The sequence below is a fragment of the Enterococcus sp. C53 genome, assembly GCF_040887425.1.
GTDB classification, from domain to species: Bacteria; Bacillota; Bacilli; order Lactobacillales; family Enterococcaceae; genus Enterococcus_B; species Enterococcus_B hirae.
The window spans coordinates 100,256-120,346 of the sequence record NZ_JBFOFT010000005.1 but is presented as its reverse complement, the minus strand read 5'-3'; the positions used below and the strand labels follow the sequence as shown (position 1 = coordinate 120,346).

General features: G+C 36.6%; 21 protein-coding genes. 13 read left to right on the top strand and 8 right to left on the bottom strand.

Going from position 1 to position 20,091, the window contains the following annotated elements; all coding sequences use genetic code 11:
- Positions 1-144: 144 nt before the first annotated feature.
- Positions 145-810, bottom strand: coding sequence for a 5-bromo-4-chloroindolyl phosphate hydrolysis family protein (locus AB3I42_RS08225; protein WP_207496321.1), 666 nt, complete (start codon positions 808-810; stop codon positions 145-147).
- A 225-nt stretch (positions 811-1,035) separates the two neighbouring features.
- Here AB3I42_RS08225 and AB3I42_RS08220 point away from each other — a divergent pair, with 225 nt between their 5' ends.
- Genes AB3I42_RS08220 through AB3I42_RS08205 form a run of 4 tightly spaced genes read left to right on the top strand, consistent with a single transcriptional unit; the run spans position 1,036 to position 3,165 of the window.
- Positions 1,036-1,599 (top strand): NUDIX hydrolase, encoded by a 564-nt coding sequence (locus tag AB3I42_RS08220; protein ID WP_010737127.1) that lies wholly within the window; start codon positions 1,036-1,038, stop codon positions 1,597-1,599.
- Between the two features lie 12 nt (positions 1,600-1,611).
- Complete coding sequence (gene macP / locus AB3I42_RS08215; RefSeq protein WP_010720826.1) at positions 1,612-1,896, top strand: cell wall synthase accessory phosphoprotein MacP; 285 nt, start codon at positions 1,612-1,614, stop codon at positions 1,894-1,896.
- A gap of 16 nt (positions 1,897-1,912) precedes the next feature.
- A complete protein-coding gene (locus AB3I42_RS08210) occupies positions 1,913-2,605 on the top strand; it encodes a 5'-methylthioadenosine/adenosylhomocysteine nucleosidase (protein WP_010737128.1) in 693 nt (230 codons plus the stop codon).
- A gap of 11 nt (positions 2,606-2,616) precedes the next feature.
- A complete protein-coding gene (locus AB3I42_RS08205; protein ID WP_010737129.1) occupies positions 2,617-3,165 on the top strand; it encodes a cysteine hydrolase family protein in 549 nt (182 codons plus the stop codon).
- A 260-nt stretch (positions 3,166-3,425) separates the two neighbouring features.
- Here AB3I42_RS08205 and AB3I42_RS08200 read toward each other — a convergent pair whose 3' ends face one another.
- The 4 genes from AB3I42_RS08200 to AB3I42_RS08185 form a co-directional block, all read right to left on the bottom strand.
- The gene (locus AB3I42_RS08200) at positions 3,426-4,010 is read right to left on the bottom strand and encodes a biotin transporter BioY (protein WP_368022425.1); all 585 of its coding nucleotides are present in this window, start codon (positions 4,008-4,010) and stop codon (positions 3,426-3,428) included.
- The gene (gene bioD, locus AB3I42_RS08195; protein ID WP_014834453.1) at positions 3,997-4,674 is read right to left on the bottom strand and encodes a dethiobiotin synthase; all 678 of its coding nucleotides are present in this window, start codon (positions 4,672-4,674) and stop codon (positions 3,997-3,999) included. The genes AB3I42_RS08200 and bioD overlap by 14 nt, the downstream gene beginning before the upstream one ends.
- Positions 4,664-5,629 carry a biotin synthase BioB gene (gene bioB / locus AB3I42_RS08190; protein ID WP_181914325.1) on the bottom strand — a complete coding sequence of 322 codons (966 nt, stop codon included), beginning with the start codon at positions 5,627-5,629 and terminating at the stop codon, positions 4,664-4,666. Before bioB ends, bioD begins: the two co-directional genes overlap by 11 nt.
- An 840-nt stretch (positions 5,630-6,469) precedes the next feature.
- The gene (locus AB3I42_RS08185; protein ID WP_010737133.1) at positions 6,470-8,377 is read right to left on the bottom strand and encodes a M13 family metallopeptidase; all 1,908 of its coding nucleotides are present in this window, start codon (positions 8,375-8,377) and stop codon (positions 6,470-6,472) included.
- Positions 8,378-8,555: 178 nt separating this feature from the next.
- On the opposite strand from AB3I42_RS08185, the gene AB3I42_RS08180 reads away from it, so the two are divergent.
- The 4 genes from AB3I42_RS08180 to AB3I42_RS08165 all read left to right on the top strand — a co-directional run bounded on the left by AB3I42_RS08180 (position 8,556) and on the right by AB3I42_RS08165 (position 12,185).
- A complete protein-coding gene (locus AB3I42_RS08180) occupies positions 8,556-9,404 on the top strand; it encodes a dihydrolipoamide dehydrogenase (protein ID WP_025480464.1) in 849 nt (282 codons plus the stop codon).
- 82 nt (positions 9,405-9,486) lie between these two features.
- A complete protein-coding gene (locus tag AB3I42_RS08175; RefSeq protein WP_010720818.1) occupies positions 9,487-10,461 on the top strand; it encodes a ribose-phosphate diphosphokinase in 975 nt (324 codons plus the stop codon).
- Between the two features lie 176 nt (positions 10,462-10,637).
- Positions 10,638-11,768 (top strand): cysteine desulfurase family protein, encoded by a 1,131-nt coding sequence (locus tag AB3I42_RS08170; RefSeq protein WP_010737135.1) that lies wholly within the window; start codon positions 10,638-10,640, stop codon positions 11,766-11,768.
- A gap of 75 nt (positions 11,769-11,843) precedes the next feature.
- Positions 11,844-12,185, top strand: a complete 342-nt coding sequence (locus AB3I42_RS08165; protein WP_010720816.1) for a DUF1831 domain-containing protein — start codon at positions 11,844-11,846, stop codon at positions 12,183-12,185.
- Positions 12,186-12,309: 124 nt separating this feature from the next.
- Here the strand turns inward: AB3I42_RS08165 and AB3I42_RS08160 are convergent, their stop codons facing one another.
- On the bottom strand, positions 12,310-13,086 hold the full coding sequence (locus tag AB3I42_RS08160) for a hypothetical protein (protein ID WP_131773379.1): 777 nt from the start codon (positions 13,084-13,086) through the stop codon (positions 12,310-12,312).
- 206 nt (positions 13,087-13,292) lie between these two features.
- Between AB3I42_RS08160 and AB3I42_RS08155 the strand changes: the two genes are divergently transcribed.
- Positions 13,293-13,904, top strand: coding sequence for a metallophosphoesterase (locus AB3I42_RS08155; protein ID WP_034867759.1), 612 nt, complete (start codon positions 13,293-13,295; stop codon positions 13,902-13,904).
- Between the two features lie 119 nt (positions 13,905-14,023).
- Here the strand turns inward: AB3I42_RS08155 and AB3I42_RS08150 are convergent, their stop codons facing one another.
- Together AB3I42_RS08150 and AB3I42_RS08145 are read right to left on the bottom strand one after the other, a co-directional pair.
- Positions 14,024-14,473: a hypothetical protein gene (locus tag AB3I42_RS08150; RefSeq protein ID WP_368016664.1), complete on the bottom strand. Its 450-nt coding sequence runs from the start codon at positions 14,471-14,473 to the stop codon at positions 14,024-14,026.
- An 18-nt stretch (positions 14,474-14,491) separates the two neighbouring features.
- Complete coding sequence (locus AB3I42_RS08145) at positions 14,492-15,967, bottom strand: YiiX/YebB-like N1pC/P60 family cysteine hydrolase (RefSeq protein ID WP_368022424.1); 1,476 nt, start codon at positions 15,965-15,967, stop codon at positions 14,492-14,494.
- Positions 15,968-16,632: 665 nt separating this feature from the next.
- Between AB3I42_RS08145 and AB3I42_RS08140 the strand changes: the two genes are divergently transcribed.
- The 4 genes from AB3I42_RS08140 (at position 16,633) to AB3I42_RS08125 (ending at position 18,955) form a co-directional block, all read left to right on the top strand.
- Positions 16,633-17,253, top strand: a complete 621-nt coding sequence (locus AB3I42_RS08140) for a hypothetical protein (RefSeq protein ID WP_010737139.1) — start codon at positions 16,633-16,635, stop codon at positions 17,251-17,253.
- 230 nt (positions 17,254-17,483) lie between these two features.
- Positions 17,484-18,263, top strand: coding sequence for a hypothetical protein (locus AB3I42_RS08135; RefSeq protein ID WP_080292488.1), 780 nt, complete (start codon positions 17,484-17,486; stop codon positions 18,261-18,263).
- Positions 18,264-18,361: 98 nt separating this feature from the next.
- Entirely contained in the window at positions 18,362-18,646 is a 285-nt protein-coding gene (locus tag AB3I42_RS08130) for a hypothetical protein (protein ID WP_010720808.1), read from the top strand.
- Between the two features lie 39 nt (positions 18,647-18,685).
- Positions 18,686-18,955, top strand: a complete 270-nt coding sequence (locus AB3I42_RS08125; RefSeq protein ID WP_010737141.1) for a hypothetical protein — start codon at positions 18,686-18,688, stop codon at positions 18,953-18,955.
- The last annotated feature ends 1,136 nt before the right edge of the window (positions 18,956-20,091 follow it).

Genomic DNA, 20,091 nt, shown 5'->3' with positions numbered 1-20,091 from the left:
GTGATGCGATAGGTTCAATGTTATCATTTTTGTAAAAAAACAGTTGTTCATCTTATTCATCTATTATAAAGGATAAACAAAAGAAAGGATAAGCAAAAGGAGTGTCTAAGAAACAAAACACTCCTTTATGATTCTATTAACCGATCATTGAGATTGATTGTTATCATCAGATAGATTCTCTCGTTTTAAGCTTTGTTTCGCAACTGATATTTCTACATCTAGATCATCTAAATCTTCAGAGACAAATTGTTGATAGTCTTGAGCAATCAGATGTGCTAGTTGATCAATGATTTGTGAACTTTCTTCGAGCTTTTCGTAAGTCTGTTTGTTTTTGATTTCATGGTCGTTGATCTCAATATATTTATTGGTCAAATCGACTAAGTTTGGTAAGTGAGTATAAAGAAATTGACTTGCTTCGTGTAATCGGTTGGGCTCTTTCACCAATGCTTTGAAGAGTGCTTTGGCCGCCTTCACTGTATCGTGACGAAGATCGACAGCTTTTAGTTTGGCTGTTTGTTGCATGTTTTGTTGCAATTGTTCAATTTCGACTTTCGTTTGATTCATTGTCTGTCTAAAGAAAGTAATCTCACTAGGTGTCATCCCGCTTTTTGTATAATGTGATTCAAGTTCATCAGATAAATCGGGCATTTCATTTTTTGCTGATTTTTTCTTGCCAGAGCCAAAGATTCCCCAAATCACTAAAGATGCACCGATAATCAAAATGACTGTTACTAAAGAAAAGTGACCTTGACGAATCAAAAGAAACACCAACAATAGACCTAAGATCCATCGCCAATTTAATTTTCGCATAATAAGCCCTCCATATATATTCCATCCATTTTAAGTAATGAAGCGTTGTTCTCATTTCCACCCTTATTTTAGCACACTCAACCTAAGAAAGAGTATGGGACTAAAGGAGGATTTTGTAGATTTAGAGAATTTCTAAGGTTTAGTTATGGTAAACTAAAAGAAAACTCTAGAAAAATTGAAAAGTAAACGAAAAGCGGGTATTATTACAAAGAAAGTGGGAGAAAGATGCTTGAATATGAGCAATTTGAAGAAAAAACGATCGAACGAAAGGAAATCTATCACGGAGCAATCATCGATGTTGCAGTAGATGACGTCCGCCTGCCAGATGGAAAACTTGCCAAACGTGAATTAGTGTTTCATCCGGGTGGTGTAGGGATCATCGCATTTGATGATCAGAATCGTTTATTATTAGTGAAACAGTTTCGGAAACCATTAGAAAAAGTGATTTTGGAGATCCCTGCTGGGAAAATCGATCCAGAAGAAAGCCAAACACCGGAACGTACCGCTGCAAGAGAACTGGAAGAAGAGACTGGGTATCGGGCAAGAAAGCTCAAACATGTTTCATCTATGTATCTTTCACCAGGATTTGCAAATGAGATCATGCATATTTATCATGCGATTGATTTACAGAAAGTAGAGAATCCGTTGGCTCAAGATGAAGATGAGGTGCTTGAATTATATGCACTGACTTTCGCAGAAGCTAAACAAGCAATAGATGATCAACTGATCTGTGATGCGAAAACCATGTATGCGATCCAATATTGGGAGCTATTGATTAAAGGAAAGTAGAGGGATCGGCTGATGGCCAAAGGACCGCTGATTACGAGAAGTGAATTACGTAAACGACAGCAGGCGCAAGCCCAAGAGTCATTAAAACGGCAAAGAAAAGAAGAGGCTGCTTATCAGCAAGAAGAAAAGAAAATTGCTAGTTTTTATCGAAAGGAACAAAAACGGAACAAACCTATCACAAAAACAAGAATCGGTGAACGTGAAAAAACGACGAAGTGGAATTCATTTTTGATGAAATCCTTGATTATTGTTATTCTATTATTGTGTGTCGTATTTTTTGCGGTCGCATTTATTTAGAAAGAAGGAAAAAGCTATGAAAATCGGTATTATCGGTGCAATGGAAGAAGAAATCAAAATTTTAAGAGAAAAGCTAAGTGAACCCTTGTCATGGGAACGAGCAGGAGCATTGTTCATTTCAGGCTCTTTAGGAAGACATGAAGTAATTGTGGTTCGTTCAGGGATCGGTAAAGTTTTGGCATCAGTCACTACTAGTTTATTGATCCAACAATATGGTGTGAATATGGTCATCAATACAGGTTCAGCGGGTGGTATCGGACAAGGGCTACAAGTAGGCGATATCGTAATCTCTGATAAAGTAGCTTATTTCGATGCAGATGCAACCGGATTTGGCTATAAGCCAGGACAAATACCAGGGATGCCGCTTTATTATGAAGCAAGTACGTATCTTCGCACAGAGATGGCAAGAGCAGCCAAAGCGATAGATCTGAATGTGAAAGAAGGCTTGATCGTTACTGGAGATACGTTTGTTGATTCTTCCGAAAAAGTAGAAGAGATTTTAACAAACTTTCCAGATGCGTTGGCTTGTGAAATGGAAGGAGCGGCTGTTGGACAAACGGCTCGTCAGTTCAATATTCCTTTCTTGATCGTTCGTGCGATGAGTGATACTGCTGATCATGCAGCGACACAAACCTTTGATGAGTTTATTGAAGATGCAGGGAAACGTTCTGCTGAGATGGTAATCGAATTTGTCAAACATCTTGTATAAGGAGCCCATTAATGAAAGCATTGATCTCGATTGATTACACGTATGATTTTGTGGCAGATGACGGGAAATTAACGACAGGTAAAGCTGGTCAAGTGATTGAACAAGCAGTGACGACTCACACGAAAAAGTTTATCGAAGAGGGAGACTTTGTGGTGTTTGCGATTGATGCGCATGACCCATCGGATAACTTCCATCCTGAAAATAAACTATTTCCTCCGCATAACGTGATTGGCACCAATGGTCGTGCCCTTTATGGTTCGCTACAAGCTGTTTACGAAAGAGCTCAAGAACAAGCCAATGTCTATTGGATTGATAAGCGGCATTACTCTGCTTTTAGTGGAACAGATCTAGATATTCGGCTCCGTGAGCGGGGGATCACTGAACTCTATTTGACTGGCGTATGTACGGACATTTGTGTGTTGCACACAGCTATTGATGCATATAATTTAGGCTATCAACTGTTTATTTTTGAAGATGCTGTAGCTAGCTTTGATCCAGTCGGTCATGACTGGGCACTACGTCATTTTGAAACAGTCCTCGGGGCAACGTTGATCAAGTAAATATATAATAAGCTTGTTAATGATTTGTGGGCCTAACTGGTTCATGAAGTAACCAGATCATTCTGTTGTACATTCTGTCGTACGATAGAGTAAGTCAATACGGAAAAATAAACCGAAGGGGGACTGGGACAAAGTTGTCTCAACCTCTTCTTCGGTTTATTTTCTTTCATAATTTTGTAAGATTTTTTAAGTCAATCAATCAGTATCCATTTTAAGCCGATGGTTCGATTCTTTTCCAATCGCTGAAATAGCGGCTTTTATTAGGAGATAATGAGTTGGTTTGCTAGTTTGTGCTTATGAATGAGTGGCAATAACTTATAGGTAAGCAAACTAGCTACGAACACAAGTAAGATATCGCAACTTAAATCAATCAATGTCGAAACTGCTAGCACACTGTAAAGAACATTCGTTTCTTTAAGGTAAAAGAATAAAATCAAGCATTTATACAACAGACCGATTAAATAGAGATAAAGTAATCCTGAATAGTTAATGATCAGGATTTTTTTTAATGGGAGCCATTTTCTGCGCCAGAACAATTTTGACAGTGTAGCTTGAATCATTGGGAAAGTTGCAAAAGATAGTAGAAAGCCAAAACTAGGTTTAAAAATATAAAAAATACCTCCGCCACTAGCAAAAATCGGTAATCCAATGAGCTCTAGGATCAAATAACTGAATGTGACAATGAGCCCGTATTTTGTTCCTAATAAAGGATAAATCAGATAAATCGTTATAATTTGTAAAGATAAATAATCGAATAGTGGTAACGGAATCACTAGTTTTGCTGTGATGATCAATAATGCCATCATCATCGCCATCATGGTGATATCTCGCCTATTTGTATACATTTAAATGCCACTCCTTACTAAGTTCTCTTTTTTTTGTTCTCGATTTTAACCAATGAGTTAAATCCTCTAAATAGGGTAATTTGCCAATTTGTGTGATTCCTGTCTTATCTGTCATCCATTGGCTTAAATCTTCCATGTCATTCTTTTCATTTGCTTTACTTGAATTAAAAACCAGACCTGCTATTGGAATGCTTTCGCTTTGTAATAAACTAGTCGTTAGCAACGTATGATTGATTGCACCTAAATAATTATCCGCAACGAGAATAACCGGTAATTGCAAAAGTTTGATCATGTCTAACATGGTTTGCGAGTCATTAATGGGAGAAAGCAGACCACCTGCTAATTCAAAAATCGTGGGTCGATTTTTTTTCAAGACAACATTTGCTTTTTCCTTCAAGACAAGTAGATCGATCCATTGATGTTCTTTTCTGCTAGCGATATGTGGAGAAGCTTCTAATGACATTGAATAGAAATGAACAATATTTTGTTTCTCAATATGGCAGGCTTGATAAAAATCTGTATCAGGAAACGGTCCTGTTTGGATCGGTTTCACGAGTAACGGTTCCTGATTTGTCAGATCACGTAAATATTCATAGAGTAAGACACTGATCACTGATTTTCCACAATCGGTATGAATCCCGCAAATAATATAATTATTCTTCATCACAGACACCAGCCACAACTAAACCTAAACGATCAAGCATTTTTTGATCTTCAGAAATAGGTGCTCCTTTCTCTGTCAAATAGTTGCCTAAAAAAATAGAATCCACGATCAATAAAGCAAATGGTTGGAGTTCTCCTAAATGAAACTCTCTTCCGGCACTTACCCTAAGTTCTGTAGCAGGGAATAGTAACCTCAGCATGGTTAAGATTTTTAAACATTTCATAGGGGTTAATTCATTGTGTTCCTCAAACATTGTTCCAGCAATTGGAAGTAAAAAATTGACTGGAACGGAATAAGGCTCTTGATCTTTTAAGTCAAAAGCCAGATCGACTAATTGTTCATCTGTTTCTCTCATGCCACAAATAAAACCAGAGCAAATATTCATTTCGTGCTGACGAAGTTTGTTTAATGTTTCTAACCGATCATCATAGGAATGGGTTGTTGTGATGTTTGGGTAATTATCTCGACTAGTATTAAGATTATGATTCAACCGATCTACTCCACACGATTTTAAATAATCAATTTGTTCCTCAGTAACTAAGCCAATGGATAAACAAATCTCAATCGACATTATGCTTTTGATCGTTTGAATTGCCTCACCTAAAAGGTGTATTTCTTTTTTTGATGGGCGTGTTCCGCTTAACGCAATGCAAAACACACTGGAATGATTCTTTTTAGCAATCAACGCTTTACGAATGATTTCTTTTTTGGGTAATAATCCATATGTTTCAATCGTTGCAGAACTTTTTTTTGATTGCGCACAATAACCACAATCTTCTCTACACAAGCCGCTCTTAGCATTCAGCAATGTATTCAGACGGATGATATTTTGTGACTTGTTTGTTTTGAGCTGAAGGGCTTGTGCATAATACCCCCATAAATTAGTTTTGTCTTTTAGTATCTCCAGATATGTTGTTTTTGTTAGCGGAACACAAGGTTCGAATAGATTTTCCATAAAAACACCTCTTTACTTTCGTTAACTAATTTTATTACAAAGGTTAACGAAAATAAAGAGGTAAATGAAATGATGTAGTTTTATGACTATTTATGGTCGGAAAGAGTAGATAACAGTAGAGAACAGTGAAGGAAGATGGAAGAATTTATTTTTCTTTATTAAGTGGAGTTGGTTTGTGGGTAGTCAAAATGAGCTTGGTAGAAAAGTAAAGGATAATATTAAGAGAGGTTGAGAAAAAAGTGTTCAGCATCAAGAAATAAGAAGGAATTTCCGAAAATTGACAAGAAACACAAAAACTCGTTTTTGATGTTGATTGTTACCTACTTGGTGCTTCTCAAATTTTTGGTAAATTTCGGCAAATTTTCCGAAGATGCTACTTTTGTCTCACCGTGAACAAGAGGTCGTGAAAAGAGTGTTTTGACCTGAGCGCTCACCAAGTAAAAACTACGACGAGTAATCGCAGGAGCATTAAGGATGGAAATCTCGAAACAGCTTCCCATGTTTTGAGATTTTTTGACTTATCGCCGAAGGTCAGCTCTTTGAACACCGTTTAGCAAGAGGCTGTGAAAGAAGCGTTTAGCTCCGAGCGAATAAGAGAGGATTTTTTAAAATAGCTCCTCATATTTTAGAAAATCATCGCTTATTGTTGAGGAGTTGCTTCTTGAACGCCGTTTATTCGCTTTTAGAGATACTAGAAAAGACTGAGACAACTTTTGTCTCAGTCCCTCGTAAAGAGAAAATAGTGTTCAAACAACCGCTCCTTGAAATAAGTCAATTTTTTTATATGAGAGGTTGTTTCAAAAAATTTTCTTATTGCCATTGGAGCGTTTTTTAACTGTATTACCAGATATGCACTCGTTTTTCAGGTGGAAGATACATCGCGTCTTTTTCAGTGATCGCAAATGTTTCATAAAATTCCATCAAGTTTTGGGGTTGGATATTGGCACGTAATTTAGCAGGGGCATGAACGTCGATTTGTAACAACAATTGTTGGTATTCTTTTTTTGCTTTTGTCCGCCAAATCGTCGCCCAGCTGACGAAAAAGTCTGCTAGTGAGTGATCTGCTTCGGTTTTTGCTGCTTCTAAAGCACAACTTAGACCGCCCGCATCTGCGATATTTTCTGAAACAGTAAGCTTACCATTAACAGTACCATCAGCAAATGATAAGCCATCAAATTCTTCGATCATTGCTTGGGCTTTTTCTTGGAAGTGCGCTAGATCTTCTTCCGTCCACCAGTTATTTAAATTACCATATTCATCGAATAAGGCACCATTATTATCGAAGGCATGAGAGATTTCATGGGCGATGACAGCGCCGATCCCACCGTAGTTTGCTGAACTTGATTGTTCTAAACTGTAAAATGGTGCTTGTAAAATAGCAGCTGGAAAAACAATGACATTTCTGAAAGGGTGGTAATAGGCGTTGACTGTATCAGCGCTCATTTCCCATTCCGTCCGATCAACAGGTTGATTCCAGCGACCAAAACGTTCTTTCAATTCGATTTTGCTGAAGGCTAAAGCGTTGGAAAGCAGGGTTCCGCCTTCTTCTTGTGTCACTGTGTGGTACTTCGTATATAAAGCAGGGATTTGGTCTGGATAGCCGACCTGAACTCCTAGTTTATCTAATTTGATGATCGCTTTTTTTCGAGTAGTATCGCTTAACCAGTTGTTTTTTTCTAAACGATCTTTATAGACAGAGATCATTTTTTCGATCATATGCTCAACATCTTTTTTGGCCGCTTCACCAAAGTATTTTTTGCCATAATAATCGCCAACGACTTGGTCAAATTGACCTGAAGCTAAGTAATAGGCAGCTTTTTTCTGCGGCATGGCTTCATCTGTGCCTGAGAGTGTCCGTGAGAAGATTCCGCTGATTTGTCTAAAGTCTTCTGATAGATAGCTACTCAACGAACGAATCGTTCGGACGATCATCCAGCTTTTGATCAATTGAAAATGTTCTGTGGTTAGTAGTTCGCCTAACTGTTCAAAATAAACAGGATCCGTCACGATTACTTTATCCGGTGTGGTACCAATCAATCCCACTGTCAACTTTTCTAGATCCAGTTTATCGGTATAGTGGATGAAGGTGTCAAATGACCGGGGATTGTACATTTTGCTGTAATCCGCTTTTTCTTCCGCACTTTTAACATGAGGCGCAACCAATCGATCAAATTGGATAGCTTGTTCAACGATTGCCTCTGCTTGGCTTTTTTCTTTTCCGGTTAATTCAACGAGTTGGACCATCATATCAAAGAAAACGCCTAATAGTTGCGCACCATTTGGATGTTCTGCAGTATAGTAAGTTTTGTCAGGTAAAAATAATGAAGGGGGATAAGCAAATAATGCGTTTGTTTGTGCATTTTTCATATCCGCATCGACATCTAAGCTAAACGGTAAAGGTAAACTATCCAATGTCCAAGTAGGAAATTGTTGGTTCAAGTCTTCAAAAGAATCGATTTTTTCAATTCGTTCAATTAAAGGAAGCAATGGTTTAGCAGCTAACTGATTTCTTCGATCATAATCATTAGCTAATTGATAAAAATGAAGAAAGTGACGCATCATATCTGATTGGACTTTATCAGGTTCAGCCAGCATATGATCAATGTCTGTCATCAAAAGATCATCGATACCGTCAACTAAGTCCTGGAAACCGCCAGTGGCTGGTTTATCAGCGGGGATCTTGGCTGTTTTTAGCCATTCTTCATTCACAGCTTCAAAAAAGTCTTGCTTTATAAGTTCTTTGTTCATTCGGTTATCGCTCCTTTTTATCTAATGTTCCTATTATCATATAAAAACAGCGAATAAACAAATAGAAAGAGGAAAGAAGCACTTGTGGGGTCTTGCCGTAGTCACAGCAGAACTAGTCTATCTGATTTGTTTTTCTCCTTATTTCACTTATAATAAAAAAGACGGAGGTGATTCGTTCTTGAAAACTGTATTTGAACAATCAATCGAATGGAATCTCGATGGTATCAAGAAACGGTTAAGCGCTGTGGAACAGTTGGCGATGAAGGATGAAGAAAAGGGTTACGCTTTAATTTTTGAAGATGGTAGTTATGTCATCTTAGATCAAAACAAACAACCAATAGAATACGGTCCTGCGAGCCACTCCTACCCAGATGCAAGAAAAGCTTATCAACTCGTACCGATGACTGAAGCAGAAGTCACCAATATTTCTCGTTGGCTTGCAGATGATCGTGAAAAAGCTTTGATTGCGCCAAAGGAAAACGGACAAGAACTTTTGGATTGTTGGGTGGGATTGCCTGAACAACGGTTTTTAAACTATAAAAATTGGCGGACACCGTCTGGCTATCTTTGTGGGACCTATGCTGCAACTGTCCTTATTGCTTATTACCAAGATTTTCAAAACGAATTGTTTTTCTCTCCAACGTTACGTGAAAAAGGAACGAAAGACCATGTGCAACTAAGTGAAGCATTACGCCAAGCGATCCAGCCGCTAGGACTTCCGACGGTTCCCGGTCAAGTCAGTCATGGTATCACGAAGTTTTTAAAACATACAGGAAATCGAGTGTCTGCTAGAAGTACGATGCTTGGTTCTTGGCAGCGAGCGACTAAACGGATTCGCCAAGGAAAACCTGTGATCTTAGGGGTGTTGAAAGTATTAGGGAGCACCTATGGCAATCATTGGGTCACTGCATATGCATATTATCAATCCTCTTCTGGAGAACGCTTTTACAAAGTTCATGACAACTGGGGCAACACGGATCAATTGATTCCTGCTAGTTGGTGTAATGGAACTGTTTCGCTGCCTTAAAAATTATTTACAGAAATTACCAGAAAAACTGGAAAAAATATGTTAAACTATCGAAGAAGAGAGAACAATTAGGGAGGACAACATGAGTAAAAAGTATCAGGATGACACATTGAAAATCTTTAGCTTGAATGGAAATCGACCACTGGCAGAAAAAATTGCCAAGGTGTTTGGAACGGAGCTAGGAAAAAGTGTCGTAAAACAATTTAGTGATGGAGAGATCTCGATCAATATCGAAGAAAGTATTCGTGGGGATCATGTTTATATCGTGCAATCAACCAATCAGCCAGTTAATGATTATTATATGGAATTATTGATCATGATCGATGCGATGAAACGTGCCAGTGCAAAAACGATCAATGTTGTGTTACCTTATTACGGTTATGCCAGACAAGACCGTACAGCAAAACCACATGAACCGATCACAGCTAAATTGATTGCTAATTTGATCCAAGAAGCTGGCGCAACTCGTGTGCTGACATTGGATTTGCATACAGTTCAAGTCCAAGGATTCTTTGATATCCCTGTAGATAACTTATTCACAATGCCATTGTTTGCTCACTATTACCGAGAACTTGGTTTAACAGGTGACGATATTGTTGTCGTTTCACCAAAAAATAGTGGTGTCCAACGTGCAAGAAGTCTTTCTGAATATTTGAATAGTACATTGGCGATCGTGGATCACGCCGATGATGCAGATGAAAATAGTGGATATGTGATTGGTGATGTCCAAGGAAAAACATGTATCATGGTCGATGACATCTTGAATACTGGTGCAACGCTTGCTCGAGCTGCTAATGTTTTGAAAGAAAACGGAGCAAAAGAGGTTTATGCTTGTGCTTCACACGGCTTGTTGTCTGTTCCTGCAAAACAAATTTTAGATGATGCACCGATTAAAGATATCTGCATCACTGATTCTGTATTTACTCAAGAAGAACGTCATCCTAACAATTTAACGATTGTTACTTGTTCAGAGCTGATGGGAGAAGCGGTTAAACGAATTCATGAAAATACACCAATGAGTCCATTGTTCCGTCTAGAAGAAAAAGTATTTGATTAATCATTTTTTGTTAAGTGATGAAATAAAATTCGTTCGACAATCGTGGTAGCACGAATTGTCGAACGAATTTTTTTCTAAAAGTTGGGAAACTATCCTGGTTTAGTGATTGTTTCTTTGGTAACTTGCTTATTTTATGCTAGAATGTGCCTAGTTCTATTTGGAAGGGATGAAAGAAGTTGGAAAAAATCTATTTGGATCATGCAGCGACGACGCCCATGCATCCCTACGTCATTCAAGAAATGACCACAATGATGCAAGAAACCTTTGGGAATCCTTCGAGTATCCATGGCTTCGGCCGAATTGCCCATGAAAAGTTAGAAACAGCAAGACAACTTATTGCTGATAGTTTACAAGTCAATGATCATGAAATCATTTTTAATAGTGGAGGGACAGAAGGCGATAATACAGCGATCCTTGAAACGGCTTTTTCACGAAAAAAAGACGGGAATCATTTGATCACTACCGCTATCGAACATCCTGCTGTCTTGAATACAATGAAATATCTGGAAACACAAGGCTTTGAAGTCACGTATTTACCAGTAGATGAAAAAGGCAATATCTCACTAACTGACTTTGATGAAGCATTAAGTGATGAAACGATTTTAGTCTCGATCATGTTTGGGAATAATGAAATCGGGAATTTGATGCCAATCAAAGAAATCGGCGAACGGTTGCGGGAACACCCTGCTTATTTTCATACCGATGCGGTTCAAGCTTATGGGAATCAGACGATTCATCCAAGGGAGTTAGGTGTTGATTTACTTAGCATCTCTGCCCATAAAATCAATGGACCAAAAGGCGTAGGATTTTTATATAAAAAAGATGGCATAAATATTCCTTCACTACTTTTAGGTGGAGAACAGGAAGAGAAGCGGCGAGCAGGTACTGAAAATCTCGCAGGTATCTGGGGAATGGCGCAAGCGGTCAAGCTTCTAACCGCTGAAGAACGTGAAGCTCGAAGTGAAAAATATGCTGGATTCCAAGAGTTGATTTTGAATACCTTGGAAAAAGAAGGAATTTCTTATCAAGTCAATGGTGATTTAAACAACAAATTACCACATGTGTTAAACCTTCGATTACCTGGTGTTGCGAATGACTTACTTTTGATGAAGTTGGATCTTAATGGGATTGCGATATCTACTGGGTCAGCATGTACAGCTGGTAATATCGAACCTTCGCATGTGCTGGAGGCAATGTATGGGGAAGAGACACCAATCCTTAAAGAATCCATACGAATCAGTTTTGGTTACGGCAATACCAAAGAAGAAGTCCAACGTTTTCTTGATGTATTGATCCAATCAATCTAAGTTGGAAAAAACCTAGTAAATGATGCAAGAAACTTTTATAATAAAAGTAGAAATCAATTTACCGAGGTGAAAATCATGGCATTTGAAAAAACAGCCACAGTTTTAGGAGCAAAAACAAGTTATCGTTTACATCCAGATGCAAAACGTTACACTTTGAGAGACAATGGGTTTACCGAAACAAATGGCGGCAACTATCAGTTGATTCGTCCGCTAGATGCAACCCCACAAAGCAAAGAAGGGTTTAAACTAAAAATCACTGTTTCAAAGGATATCCAAACACTAAAAATGTCTATTACGACAGCTAACGGATTGAAAGCAGTCAATATTTTTAAAGACGACCGGCAAAAAATGAGTCAAGATAAATTTTATTTTTTGATGGATGGTATGATCAGCCGAGGATTATTTGAAAAAGTCTAAGGAAGTCGAACGTATCTATCATTGTTGCCAGTAAAAAAAGCAAAGAGAACAGCTAGTAAAGCTGATTTCTTTGCTTTTTTACTATCTATTGAAACGGGACAATCGCTAGAGAATAACCATTACTCTATTCTACTTTTGTCCACTCATCTAAGGATTTACCATTTTCATCAATGATTTCTAACCAGCTGTTTGTTCCACCGAAGTAGAGTAACAGACTTGCTTCATTGACGCTTTTGACGATAATATCTTTGCTCGTTTTATTTCCTACAATGCTATCTTTATAATCATCACGTAATTTATCCCCATATTTTGCCGCATAACTGACGGAACCGTCTTTATTTAAAGGAGCTTCCGCTAATAGTATAGCCCCCTTTTTGATCAATAATTCATTTCGACTGATCCAATAAAGCGTTGCCTGACTGTTTCTAAAATTAACGGTAAAAGGGATCTCACTAACTTCCTTTGTCCAACGATGTCTTGCTTTTGCCGGCTTTTTCTTTTGAGGACTGCTTTTTTCTAAAGAGTAACCAAATACTGCCAAGATTTTTGTGATTTCTTCGACTGGTTCCGCTAACTTTTTGACTTGTACTTGAGGGATCGTTTCTTTTGCGGAATCATCGATTTCTACTGTCAATCCCGTTGATTCTGCCTGTTTTTGAAGTAGGTAGCTTAGATGACTGGCTTCAAGATCCCAAGGAAGTTGAACCAATACGATGTGATCCCAACTTTTAGGTACCACGGTTTGACCGATTGCGATACATTGTTTGTTTTTGAAAAATAGATAAAGTGAATGATCAGGTAGAGCTGGTTTTTCTTTTGTGATAGTCATCTTCCCATGTTCATTTGGTAACGTAATCTCGATTGCTGAAGGAGTCAGAGTAGTATGAAAGCTGATAGGCATAATCAATACCTCCTGTTTTTCCTTAAGTTTACCATGATTTACTTGTGATTACTTTTTTCTAGCATTGTACACAATAGGCAATGAGAACAATGAATAACCGCTTTTTAGTTAAACAGACAATCACTTTTGCTAGAAAAAGAGCTAACATTTGTTTAATTCTTTGATGTTGTTTATTCTAAAAGAAAAAGACGTAAGAAGGGGTCAATATGAATTTTTTTATTAGTGATATGCACTTTTTTCATAAAAACTTATTAGGCAAAAATGATTTTGCCCCTCGTTTATTTGCTAGTGTGGAAGAAATGAATCAGCAACTAATCAATAGCTGGAATAAAGTTGTCAAAGAAACCGATCATGTGTATCACTTAGGCGATCTGGCGATGCACCCACAATATGAAAAAGGTAGCCAAGACATACTGGAGTTGGTGCAACAACTCAATGGGACAATCCATTTGATCAAGGGGAACCATGACAGCCGTGCTTTTTTCAGGTATTTAGAAAAACATGATCCAGGAAACAAGGTTGGTTCAAAAAAGTTTTATTTTTATGATGTCGGAACTATCATCAAATTCAATCATCAGCAATACTATTTGACTCATTATCCAATGTTGCTGGGATCAAACGATAGTATCCGTAATCTTCATGGACATATCCATCATTATAGTGTACCGATCGGTAATGATGTGAATGTCGGTGTAGATGCGCCAGAAAGAGAACTGTTGAAAGTGCAACAACCCTTTGGCACACCGTTATCAGAAGATGACATTGAAGAAATTTACGAAGCCAAACAACAAGAATTAGCACGTCTTCAACAAAAATAAGGACGTAAAACATTTCTGCTAGTCTAGAAAAAATAATCCTCTTAAGTTCGCTGTTAAAGCGAACTTAAGAGGATTTTTAATCATATGATGGATAGTGATTTTTTTATTCAGTCTAGTCCTTATAAAATGCAATAGACATATTGACCATTGTCATTATACCCTTTAGCGACTGTGGCGGTACCTTGATTTAGTTTGCTCACGTCTTGCGCGATATCTTTTGAATAAACAATCAAAGTTTTTTCTGTCGTATGTTGATTCAACCAATCGATCCCGTAATCAACAGTTTGGTTCTTGATGATATTGTTGTAATATTTGCCATATTTTTCTTTAGCTTCTGCGGTCATATGGTAATCATAATTCAGACCGTAGCCATTTCGGTAAGCGACGGCGGTTGAAAAAGAACCATGGAATCGCAAATACGTCGCATAACGATAGGTGCCATTTTCTAGTTTAACTAAGGCGTAAAAATGATTGTAGAAATAATACCAGCCACCCGCCATTTTATTATGAGCAACATCGGCATTTAAAGGATTGGGGTTGCTCAAGTTATATAGTTCATAGATCGACAAGTTCTCCGTATAATCAAATCATTGTTGAGTAAAAGCCGGTGGCGTATGAATGATTTGATTGACTTGATACCCTTTGATTGGGTGGGCTTTTTTATCGATCTTCGTATAACTCGGATTGTAACTTAAGTGATTGAAATCAGTCGTGATATCTGAAGAATAGACGATCTCGAAGGAACAGTGTGTGTAGGTATTGATCCAGTTCATCACATAGTTTGGGATGTCTTCGGTCGCAATCATTTTTGGAATCACCGGGATTTTGGGATCTGCATATTTTTGTTCGGCTTCTTTAGTTAACTGGAAGTTGGCAAAAGCATTTAATTGCGCCACCACTTTCCCAAAAACATTACGACCTAAAGTTAATTCCGTGCTTCGGTAAGGTTTCTGGGTGTTTTGGTCGATGGCGATGAAGTAATAGTCATTTCTTAGGTTGTATATATTTGAATTGGATCTGAAAGTAAAGTCGGCTACTTTTTCATCGGGTCCTCCGATTGGTGAGCTAATAACATTTTGCAAGTAATATTGATAATCTACAAAGGAAGGGCTGGTTTTTTCAACTTTATCCGAACGTAAGATATCATTTGGTGTTACACCAGGTTCATTAAGTAAATCATCAGTTTCTAAATCAATCCCTTGAAAATTAGGATAATATTCTGGGGTTCTATCATCAATTCTACCATCTGGGGTCGCATTCATGTAAGCAGCCCAAACAAGTGTGGAACAATACCAATTTTCTCTGGAAGATAAACGATTCTTATGTTGAAGAAAATCTATTGATATATGATAAGGCTTGCCTAATTGACTGCGCATAAATTGAATGGCTGCATTTTTTTGCAAAGCAGTAGCTTCCGGGACTCGTAAAATTGTTGCTTCAGTATAATCAAATCGTTGATCATCTAATACTCCATAGACCACTCTACCTGCCTTATCTGGAAGATCATCACTTTTACTAGTCGCTTCGATAGTTCTAATATATCGGGAAGTTTCTGCTTTCCCATTAATCATATGGGTTTCTTCATAAATTCCTTCGACAATCATCACATGATGAAGAAAGTAGGGAGTTGCTGGGACTTCAGCCCGATTTTTCTCAAAAATAATGTCCCCTGGTTGCACGGTATTCAATAAATCATAGGTTCCGTAAGTTGGCTTTTCTTCAAAAGTAATATTGTCTAATGAATTGCCGATATTAAAGGACCACAACGGAGCAATTTTCGCTAAACGTTCTGCTTCTGCTGGTAAATATTGGTCGTTGACGGATTGCAGATACTCTTTTAATTGGTCTTCGTCTGACAAGGTATCTTTCAAGGTGGTTTGCTGATAATAATTAGCGGTGAATTCTTCAAAGGTTTGATCAAAGGAAGCGTATTCATTTTTGAAAAAATCATAGTATTCAGTCAGTTGTTCATCAGTTGTGGTATCGCCATGGGCGTCGGTGACAGGAACAGCAAACAAAAGTGTCCATAAAAAGGTGACAATAAAAAATAATTTAAATTTCACGGGTATTCCTCCTAATTTTTATGATAAAATAATAACATATGAAAAATAATCTAGCATCTATAAACACTTGTTATTTTTGTTTTTTATTGACGTGAAATACGAAGACATAACAGCTAGAATGGAATAAATTAAAATAAGATTGTAAGCGTTGTTATTTTGTTTTTATGATAAATACAGAGTATTTTTGTTGTTTTTTTAGCTTTTATTTAGGGTTTTATAGAAGGAGGTAATAAAAAAAGTGTAACCTAGTTAATGTGTATAATGATTATTTGTTATTAAATTTTAGGTTTTATTTAATTTAAGATAACATTTTTTAAACAAATAAGTTTAACCTTTTTGCTGAATCTAGATTTTGTAATCGATTATTTCTAGAAAAAATGGTAAAAGGGTAGTTTTTTTAATAAATGTTTTTTTCACAGATTATGATAATTCTATTTTACTTTGTTCATTAATATAAAAGGAGAAGATGAGAATGAAGGCTTATCTAGTTGGTTTGGTGCTATCCATGTCAGTGTCTCTTGGGTGTGTGATAGCGCTTTACATGTATTATCTTGTTCTTAAAACTTTGGTTCCGTTCTTTCTTATCATGGTGTCAGGATTGATCGGTCCATTTTTTGCTACATTTTTAAAAAATTAGTTAGGAAAATAAAAAAGGAGTGGTACAAATGCTATCGCTAGACAGTAAAACGTGTATAAAGGTTTCAAGAAATTTCTTAATCGGTAGTTTTTTCTTAATGATGTTGATGATTGTTGGTTTGCTTGGTAAAGTTAATGGATTTATTCCGTTAAGTGATCTTCCAGAAGGAAGTCTGATGATTTTCTATTATCTTAGCTGTTTGCTCAGTGGTCTCAGTTTGATTTTTTCTACAGGTACGCATTCAAAAATTTTAAAACGGACAGCGGCGATTATTCATTTTAGTAGTGTTTATTGGTTTTCTCTCTTTATTTTTGCTTTTCTTTTCCATGTACTTTTTTTAATCGTTCTTTATTTGTTCCTAGCTATCGTTTTACTGACAGCAAGCAAGCAGAAATGGCTAGCGATCACTTTCTTCGGGATACCGATGATTATTTCAATTGGCTTTTTTATCAAGCTCAATTACGAACTAATCCTTTATGGAGGGGAATGGTCATGGGACACCATTGGATACATAGTCATTCTTCATTTATCAGGTTTAAGTGGTCTGATTCTTTCAACGCAACTCGATAAGGGAAAAGCCAAGTGGATACTTTTGGGTATTAATTATTTATTTGCAACTTATTACCATATCTACATCTTTCTTCAGTGAGACGTCTTACATACATATCGAGTACTGGAAAGGGAAGTGGCTTGCTAGAATATAAAAAGGTTTTTTGTTAGAAAGGAGTAGTGTGGATGTTGTCGCTAACAAGTAAGACCTGTACGAAGTATTCCATGATTTTCTTCGTCTGTAGCATTTTTCTAGGTACATTATTAGTAATGAGGGGCTCTGTTGGGATAATTGTGAAATCTTTTCACAATCTTTCAGAAGTAAGTTTAGTGTTAATCTATTGTCTTTGCTTTTTACTCAGTGGACTTAGTTTGTTGTTTTCTACCGGAGTGTATGCCACCCCTTTAAAAAAATGGACAGCTATCGTTCATTTTGGCTGTCTTTATTGGGTTTTATATATTTTTATCGGTTTTATTGGCATTCAAAGATATGATTTAATTGCCTATTTGCTACTAACAATTTGGCTACTGAAAAAAAAGGATCAGAAACGCGAGGCGATCATTTGTTTGGGATTGCCAATGGCTTTGTCAGTCGGACTTTTTATAGAGATCAGTCTTGTGTTCATCTATTATCTTTGTTGTTTACTCAGTGGACTCAGTTTGCTTTTTTCTACTGGTGTACATTCAAAACTTTTAAAAAGATGGGCAGCTTTCATTCATTTTGCTTGTATTTTTGGAGTCGTATTTATTTTTATCGGCTTTGTTAGTATTGCAAGATTTGATTGGCTTATTGCGCTAATTGTTTATTTGCTACTATCTATCTGGTTACTGAAAACAAAAGATCAGAAACGAGTAGCGATCATTTGTTTAGGATTACCAATGATCTTGTCAGCTGGCTTTTTTATCAGGGTCCACTACAGTTACCTTACCTCTGGGGATTATTTGCGTACGCTTGGATTTTTGATTTTACTAAGTTTGTCTGGGGTGGTTGGTCTTATTCTTGCGGCGAACCTCAAGAACGAGAATAGAAAAGTCAAGTGGGTTCTCTTAGGGATCAATTATTTTTTTGCAACCTATTTCCATATCGTCGTTTGGATTTTTGGTCTATAACTATCAGGTATTTGACAAAGGCAAGTGTTTAGGAGAGATGAGTATTCTTATTAAAAATACTAAAAAATGTGTTTGAAGAATGAAAAGGAGAGAAGAAAATGATCCCATTAAAAAGTAAAACCTGTACCATCATTTCATTTGTTTTATTAGCGTTATCTTTTAGTGTTGCTTATGTTGGCTATATCCAAACAGATGAGCTTAATTTTCTATTGTTAGTGAGGATTACGTGTTGGTTATTAGGTGGCGCTAGCCTTTTCTTTGCTACCAAGATCAAATCTAATTATCTAAAAATAGTAGTGATCCTTCTAAATTTTATCAGTCTCTATAATTGGCTGTATAGCTGGCTTGATAACTGGTTTGATATTTGGCGAAGATTTAATTGAATCGGTTTGGCATTTTTAAAAATTATTGAAGGAGAAAAGATGAAAAAAATAGTTGACCATAAAGGGCTATGTCTTGCTATGATTCTATCGACTAGTTGTTTCCTAACGCTGTACCATATTTATGATTTTTACTTAGATATCGAAGGGTTATTTTTAGAATTATTGATGATTATTCTTGGTATTACAGGAATTTACTTATCAATGAAGATCCGACAGACACGTTGGCGATGGTTCTTATTAGGGATCAATTACTTCTTTGCTACTTATTTTCACGTGGTCTTTCTGCTCTACATAATTTTTGATTTATAAGGATAAATTGACGAATGAAAACGGTTGAAATGGATCAACTGTTTGTATAAAAAGTGAGAAAAATAAATGTAAACGAAAAAAGTCTAGACGATAAAAAAGGAGATGTATGAATGTTTCTAGAAAAAAGTAAAACCTGTATGATTGTTTCGTTAAGTTTATTAGGCATTTGTATTATTTTAATTGCTATGCCCGTCGTTAGAAAAGAACAAGCAATATGGTTGGTCTTATTCTTGTTGCACAACTCGAGGATGGAAAAATCAAGTGCGCATTAGTAGGCATTAGTTACTTCTTTGCTACTTATTTTCACGTGGTTCTTTTGATTAACGAAATTTTTTGGCTATAAGGAATAAGTTAGGAGTGGGGAAAAAGCAAAAAATTAATTGGCTAACAGGTAGTAATTAGTTCTTCACCACCTACTTTAAGCAATTTATTAATAGAAGGCTATATTTTTTAGGAATATTCCTTGGTTTTATTATGCTTATTGTACAAGATACAACGTTGATTTTCTTATGCGATCGATTGTTGCTTGTTGGAGATGGAGTAGAGGGAGCTTGCTTTTTTTGAAAGTATTGCTTCTCAAGGATTAAAAAGATTAGTGATTATACTTAATCTTATTTGTATCTATGGTTGGATTTGGCTTTATTGTCATAGCGGATGAAAGGAGGAAAAAAGTGAATAAAAAATTTTATTTAATATGTCTAGGTTTGTCTATGTTTGTCTATGTTTTGGTCAATTAGTAGCTTAGTATGTGTGCATTTTTATTATGGAGTAAATAGCCCCCAAGGACTGTTTTTAATCATGAGTATGATTATACCTGGAATAATTGGGCTCTACTGCTCCACCAAGGTTAGCCATCAAAAAATAAGAGGGATCTTACTTTTTACCAACTATCTATTTTTTACATATTTCAATTTTATGCAACTTATGGAAATTATAGGTTATTTACTTAACTTTTTACAAAACAAATAAACAAAAAACATCACTTTTATTTCAAAGGAGAAAAAAGATGCCATCATTAAAATTAAAAAAAGCTACAATGCTAACATCGTTTTTGTTACTTAGTCCGATTTTTTTGACTAGTTTGTACTTCATTCCACGTATCAACAACTATCATTACGTCTTTTTTATATTCGTGA